Raw genomic sequence first — 2,879 nt, forward strand, 5'->3', positions numbered from 1 at the left:
CAAACTTCCTTTGAGCTAATATACGCAACTTTCCCAGCCACTGTGGGCAAGTTGCGTAATATATTATTACTTCCCAAATAATCTGTTAATCCGCTCCTTGACCTCTGCTTGATGAAATGTCATTTCATGCATTTTAACCTCCTGCTTTATAACATCAGGAAGCTGTTCCCGAATAGGGGTTACCAAATGATTCTTTAATGTGATCAGCGAAATTCTAGGTTTTTCAGCTACTTGCCGAGCTAATTCAAGCGCATAAGCCATAACTTCTTGCCGGGGTAATACAGGAAATGGAATCCCACGTTTTTCAAGCTCCGCCCCGCGATAATTACCTGCATTTAACAACAGCTCCTCTGCCAAACTAAACCCCAATTTCTTGGATAAAATGTAGGTCGCGCCCATTCCAGGCGTAAATCCATATTTCATAAAGTTAGTGGTATATACATTTTCCCTGCCCAAAATCACAAAATCAGCAAACAGTCCCATAATGAATCCGCCCCCAATCCCATGTCCTTGCATCGCGGCAATCACTGGAATCTCACAGTCCAAGGCAAGACTGTAGACGTTTACATCATCAAATTTCACCTTGCTGTTATGCATGGCTAATAATCCCTCCTTGGTCCCTCCAGAGGCAAAGTAGCTGTCATAACCTGTTAGGATAACCACCCTATAGCTTAAATTGGCTTTAATAGTCTCAAATGTTTTGATCAGGCCAAGAATTAATTCTTGCGAAAATGTATTCTTATGAACCCGGTCATGCATTGTCACTTGAACAATGCCAGGTTCGACCTCACATAAATCCACCACAGATTGTATCAATGTATATCTCTCCTATCATAACTCATTAATCCTCCCATGGAAATTCTCCCTTTTCTACAAACCGAAAAATCCCCTCCAGGACGCAAGGGTCGGAAAAAAACTCTTGATTTGCAGCCACAGCTGGAGATTTGGATTGAATCAGTAAATCATTCAACCCATTCATATAGCGTTTGTATCGTAGAATAGCTGTTTTAGATAAACGTCTGAGGCATACCAAGTGTTTGCGAAGCAATGCCTCACTTTCAAAATCATAGGCATCAACCAGACCCATTTCAAATGCCTGTTGAACTGATATCGGCCGAGTCATCAACGTCAAATAATTAGCTTTTTGAAATCCAATCCGCCGGATCAAAAATGGCAAAACACAAGCTGGGAACAACCCGAATAATAGTTCAGATAAGCTGAGCTGTGCGGTCTGATCAGCAAGCACTATGTCGCTGGCTGCAACGAATCCTAAGCCTCCGGCATTAACCTTTCCTCTGAGATGAGAAATTGTTATGTAAGGTCCGGTTGCTAATTTCAACCACAGATCATATAAGGAGCCCGGGCTCTGTTCACTTGGTTTTCCACTTGCTATCTGTGCATGTATTCCTTCAAAATCAACCCCAAAACAAAATACTTCGGGTAAGCCTTCCAATATCACCACAGTAATTGATTCTTCGCATAATGCCAGAACCTGATGGCATTCCTCAATCAATATATCGTTGATCGTATTATTGGCTTTAGGACGATAAAATTGTAGGAAGCACATTCGATCCTGAAACCGAACATTAATTGTTTTATAGCTCATTATATCCACCTGTATTCACGATGAAATTCCCGGATTTCATCCAGTATTAATCTATTTTTTCCCTGGAGCGATGTTAGCACGCCTGGGTGTACATCCAGCTTGGCATTTCGGGTACCGAATTTCACCATGCCACTGCCCATTAATAAAGCATCATATTCATCCATAGACAATTGATAGCGTTCATTCAACTGTGTACCAATCCCCCAACGGCGCTGGCGTTTCTGGCCTTCAGCCGTGACAATACCACTGTAAAACTCGGAGCAGCAGCCCGACCCATAAGAAAAACAACCTATTCGTTTTGAAGAATCAAATTGGCCATTATCTATAATACTTGCCATAGAGAGGAACACAGTACCTCCCATGATATTTCCGACTCGTTGGCAGTAAATTATTCCCGGCATCACCCTTTGCTCAAAATCGGCCTCTATTTGAGCAGGCTTGGCTTGAGTCATTTTGCGCATCATGGTTCGATGCGCCCCTTTCACCATTCCCCCAAAAGGAGTATGAAAAGCAAGGTACTGGAATGTATCTTGATAATCTACATCCGCTATCCGCCTTTGATATTCCAGATACGCCTGCTCACAACAATCCAGATAGGACAATAAGGATAAATCTGCATTCCCAGCTTCGCTGTCAGGAACAGGCCGGCAAGTATCCATCACCTCATAGCCATAATATCCGTTAGCCCCTACATCCACTTCAAATACATAAGGGGTTTCACTGACTATGATCGCAACAGCCCCCGCACCCCCACTCGGTTCAGCGAATGACCAATCCGCAGTCACAGCATCCATTTCATCGACTGCCATAAAACGAGAAATATCACTTGCAATCACCAAGGCTTTAGCTCCGGGAGATGCTTGGGATAAAATAAAATTAATTGCTGTCTGAAATCCGGCAGTTCCAGAATAACAAGCATTTTTGAGTTCAAACAACCGGCAATTTCGATTCAATCCTAAATAATGATGGATATATGTACTTATGGACTTTCCAAAATCAATCCCGGATTCCGTACAGGTAACCAGCATTTCAATACGATCTTTCTCTGCTTCAGAGAGAGAGTCCACCAGTGGTTTAGCCGCATTAACACCAAAAGTGACTGGGTCTTCACAAGGTAGTGCTACGGTCTTTTCTTTCATTAATAAATTTTCAAATCTTTTAGTATCCAATTGACGGTGATTGGCTAATTTAATCACATCCAGATACGCTGTTCCTCCAAAAACATTCATCGCTTCAATTCCAACTGAAATCATACTCTTCCCTCACCTTTTTT

Annotated in this window: 3 protein-coding genes; all 3 read right to left on the reverse strand. The window is 42.3% G+C overall.

Annotation, left to right across the window (positions count from 1 at the left end; translation table 11 throughout):
* Positions 1 to 66 precede the first annotated feature (66 nt).
* Genes P0092_RS11510 through P0092_RS11520 form a run of 3 tightly spaced genes read right to left on the reverse strand, consistent with a single transcriptional unit; the run spans position 67 to position 2,859 of the window.
* Positions 67 to 816, reverse strand: a complete 750-nt coding sequence (locus tag P0092_RS11510; RefSeq protein WP_004619352.1) for a polyketide synthase — start codon at positions 814 to 816, stop codon at positions 67 to 69.
* Positions 817 to 841: 25 nt separating this feature from the next.
* Positions 842 to 1,606, reverse strand: a complete 765-nt coding sequence (locus P0092_RS11515; RefSeq protein WP_004619351.1) for an enoyl-CoA hydratase/isomerase — start codon at positions 1,604 to 1,606, stop codon at positions 842 to 844.
* Positions 1,606 to 2,859: a hydroxymethylglutaryl-CoA synthase family protein gene (locus P0092_RS11520; RefSeq protein ID WP_004619350.1), complete on the reverse strand. Its 1,254-nt coding sequence runs from the start codon at positions 2,857 to 2,859 to the stop codon at positions 1,606 to 1,608. The genes P0092_RS11515 and P0092_RS11520 overlap by 1 nt, the downstream gene beginning before the upstream one ends.
* Positions 2,860 to 2,879 lie beyond the last annotated feature (20 nt).

The organism is Ruminiclostridium papyrosolvens DSM 2782 (assembly GCF_029318685.1).
GTDB classification, from domain to species: domain Bacteria; phylum Bacillota; class Clostridia; order Acetivibrionales; family DSM-1351; genus Ruminiclostridium; species Ruminiclostridium papyrosolvens.